2 protein-coding genes are annotated in these 4066 nt (G+C 50.6%); both read right to left on the bottom strand.

The window, feature by feature from the left end; genetic code table 11:
- Nucleotides 1–193: 193 nt before the first annotated feature.
- Nucleotides 194–2809 carry a bifunctional lysylphosphatidylglycerol flippase/synthetase MprF gene (gene mprF, locus FAY32_RS12915; protein ID WP_143463839.1) on the bottom strand — a complete coding sequence of 872 codons (2616 nt, stop codon included), beginning with the start codon at nucleotides 2807–2809 and terminating at the stop codon, nucleotides 194–196.
- 321 nt (nucleotides 2810–3130) lie between these two features.
- Entirely contained in the window at nucleotides 3131–3772 is a 642-nt protein-coding gene (locus FAY32_RS12920; protein WP_143463840.1) for a VTT domain-containing protein, read from the bottom strand.
- Nucleotides 3773–4066 lie beyond the last annotated feature (294 nt).

Below are 4066 nucleotides of genomic sequence, written 5' to 3' on the forward strand. Positions count from 1 at the left end.
GGGGGGCTTTTTGGTATAACTGATTTACCATCCGCCCGCATAGCGGGTGGTTTATTGTTTCGCACGCTTTAGCGTGCTCAACCAGGCCTAAAGGCATCAACTCAAAAGAGCAACTAGCGCATGAAAACTTATCGCTAGTTGCTCTTTTGACTTACATTTTTTAATTAGCAGATAGCTAAGGATGCCCGCAATATTACTCCCGATTTTGCCAACGGACCTCGTCGACCAGCCAACCGTTGAGCCACTTGGGAACGAATTGTGGTGTCACATTTGGTCGGCGGTTGATAATCAAGAGCAACTGTAACATGCTAAAGATCAACGACTGTCGCTTACGGTAGGCCAGGTATTTAGGTTGCCAATCGGTGACGTACTTTTCTTTGTACGCGCGTAGGCCTTGGAAACTATAGAAGTTATACCCATACTCATAGATCAGGTGAGCCGCCCGTTCCTCAATGAAGCTGAACTCTGACAGCCCCACGTTAGCTAACGGGGCCATCCCCAGATTGAAGCTCTGGTAGCCCTGGTCCCGACAGGTCTCGAACAAGTACACGAACAGTCCATCCATGATTCCTGATGGCGCGTCGTGACTAGCCCGCATCAAATCAATCGATGTCATCGTCCGCTCACCCGTCGGCATGAGGTTGGCAAAGGCGACAATTTTTCCTTGGGCATTGTGCATCACCGCGACTGGGGCTTCGTTCAGATAGTCCCGGTCAAAGAAGCCCATCGAGAACCCCTTTTCCGTCTCGTCATTCAACCACGACGTTGAGATTGCCTGCAGTTCCGCGAACTGATCATCGCTCAGCGGTGGCTGTAAGAGATCGAATTGGTAGCCTTCCCGTTGAAATTTATTGATCAACGCCCGTTCGCCCCGGCGCGCCTTCCCGCTTAACTTAAACGTCTGCAGGTCAACGTGCCCCTCTTCACCGACTTTGATAAAGTCAAAACCCATTTCGTGAAGGCGGAGGGTCAATGATTCACTGATCTCATAGAAGACCGGTCGCAAGCCGGCCTGATCAGCATCATGCATGAATGCCTTTAACGCCGGTTCCAAGACGGTCTGGTTACCGATCGGCTCGCCCATGACCATCAGCTTATCCGCTTCCTGTCGGTACAGCAAGAAGAGCTGGTCCTCACCGTCCACCTGATAGAAGTATGCTCGCTTGTCACGCAGGAATGCCAAATGACTGACCTCGTTGCCCCCAAATTTAGCAATAATTGCCCGCATTCTCGGCGCATCATAGGGCGCTTGAAGCCACTTTGGCCGGCCACTGGATAAGTACCGGTAAATGCCAATCAGAATCAGCAGGGCAACCAAGAGGCCCCCCAGTCCATTCAGCCACACCTGTGTTGAAGGAAGCAGCCAAGCGTTGGGCAAGAATGAGTGGTGATGGTGGGTTCCAAACTGCATGCTGGAAATACCCAGGATGGTGTAGAGGATAAAGGTGCCGACGTAAATACTGCCATCCACTAACAGCCCGCCCCAGGAATAATTCAGGTTTGTTCGATAAAGTTCTGGCCGTGCAAATAAGAGGCAGGCCAAGACCAGGCCCAGCAAGATTGCCAGCCCGACCGGGAAACTCTCCCGCCACAGCGTAATCACGATCGCCACAACTAGGACGACCAACGTAGGCCAAAACGCCCGTTTGACTCGGGACCCCACGCCGCGAGCCAGGCCAATCAACAAAAAGGCCATAATAATATTACTCATCTGACTCAAGAAATAGAACATGTAAGGAATGAGTCGCATGTATAGCCGGTTGGCCAGGACCACATCTGGAATCGTGGCAAACAACAGCATCATGACCCCTGAGAAATACATAAAAGTCGTCACGAAGAGGTGCGCCCCACGCCGTAAGATGGTCACCGGTAATCCGTTTAAGAACACGTTGACCCGGTGGCCCACATCATGAATAAAGAACCCGACCCCCACGGCAAACGGCAACAGGTAGTAAAACAGCCGGTAAAGTAGCAGCCAGCCCGTTGCGTCGGCGCGACTGACACCAAGGAAACCCAGACCGATGATCATAAAGACGTCAAATGACCCCAGACCCCCAGGAATCATGGACACGACCCCCGCCACGGAAGCCACAACAAACATCGGAAAGACCGCTGCCAGTGAGATAGGCAAGCCTAACGCCCACCCAATCAGTAGGAAGAACAACGCACAGCTCCCCCACTCTAAACTGGAACCGACAATCAATTTCATTTCTCGTTTCAACGTTAAATCATGAAAGAATTCGCCGTTACTCAGCCGCGTGAAGATAAAGATACCAGGGAAGTAGAGTCCCCCACCCAGTAGCCAGACCCAGTAACCACGAAACGGTTGACCAACATCAAAACCAAAGAGCATGATCAACGCAACCCAACAGGACAGGGAGAGCCCCGCCAGCAAAAACAGTGCAATCTTAGAAATAGCGTAAACGACTTGTTTCTTGGTCGCTGACTTGGCATAGAAGTTGGCCCGTAGACTGGCCCCCAGCAAACCGCCCATCCCCGCTAAATTGGTAAACGTATTCGTGGTCCAGCCACTGCGCATGATGTACCCGCGCGAAAATTTTCCGGGCAAAAATTCAACGATCGTAAAGTCATAGACCAGCATTGGCAAGACCGCAATGAACCCGGCCACCAGTAGCAAGAGCAACGTTCCCGTATTTAACGTTGCCAGCTCGGCGCGTAACTCCTGGCCGTTCACTTCTTTTGCCACCCGGCCAACCGCTTGAATGATAAAGATTAAAATCGAAAACATGAAGAGGCCTTTAATCAACGTTAAATGGCGCTGAATTCGACCCCACAGTCCTTTCCCCATGATGCTACCTCCCCCGTAGAACTTCATTATCCCAATAGCGTTTTGAAAAAACAATCAAGGGGCAAAGCTAATCGACTGTTGCGACAGTTAACTATCTTTACCCGTCACCTGACCGTTGTCCCCGATGGACACGCTAAACAAAGGGGCATGACCACTACATTCAGCGGTCATGCCCCTTTGTGACTGACTAAAACATACCGTGTTAGTCCTAACCAATCTGATAATTCATTATACCATGTGGCGCTGTATTGGTTACTGATTAAAAATAATCCGCTGGGAAGATTGCCCCACTGTACCTAACGACACTCATTTGGCGGTGTCTCAGTCATCCACCGATGACGACGGGTGACGGCCCTTTAACCACCCAATAACGGCCGGAATCAGGGAAATGACGATAATGCCCAGAATAACCGCTGAGAAATGTGCTTTGACAAAGGCAATGTTGCCAAAGAAATACCCGCCACCACTGCAGATCAGCACCCAAGCGATGGCACCACTCACATTAAACTTGAGAAATGACCGGTAAGGAAACTGTGACCCAGCAGCCGTGAACGGGACAAAGGTCCGGACAATCGGCATAAACCGACCTAAGAAGATGGCAGCTGGCCCGTGCTTGCGGAAGAACCGCTCTGCTTGCGCCAACCGCTTTTGATTGATCAGCCGACTGAACCACGATCCCTTTAACAATGTCCGCCCCCAATAGTAGTTCAGAGAATCGCCAGCCAACGCGGCAATCAGAAATAATCCCACCAACAACCAAATACTCAGCCCATACTTGGGATTGGCCGCTAACGCTGCGGCTGCAAACAGGAGTGAATCGCCGGGGAGAAACGGCAAAATCACCGCCCCCGTTTCAACAAAGATGATGGCAAACAAGATCAGGTAAGTTGACCCACCAAATGTATTGACGATATTCACTAGATGGCTATCAATGTGTAAAACAAAGTCGATTAGGTATCCCATATTTTTCTCCTTCAGCGAGTACCTGTCAGGCCACCGCTAGTCTTATTTACTTTTAACTAAAGTTTGGAAATTCCGGTCATACCTGTTTTAGCAACAACAGTAGGACTAAAGCTAGACAACCTAGTAGTCCCTTCGCCTTACCGGCCGGCAGATATGGGCTGGATCGGTGCGAACACAACTTGAAGCCTCGTAAACCACGAGTCTACAAGCTTGGTTTTCTACTAAGCCAGTAAGAAATGCACTTACTGACTAAGTAGAACGACGCGCCTGAGCCCATATCTGCCGACCTCTCGG

Origin of the sequence: Levilactobacillus enshiensis, assembly GCF_007115095.1 — a bacterium.
GTDB classification, from domain to species: domain Bacteria; phylum Bacillota; class Bacilli; order Lactobacillales; family Lactobacillaceae; genus Levilactobacillus; species Levilactobacillus enshiensis.

Bases quoted from the DNA above. Each gene is read 5' to 3' on its own strand.
- mprF (WP_143463839.1), bottom strand. From the start codon at position 2,809: ATGGGGAAAGGACTGTGGGGTCGAATTCAGCGCCATTTAACGTTGATT.
- FAY32_RS12920 (WP_143463840.1), bottom strand. From the start codon at position 3,772: ATGGGATACCTAATCGACTTTGTTTTACACATTGATAGCCATCTAGTG.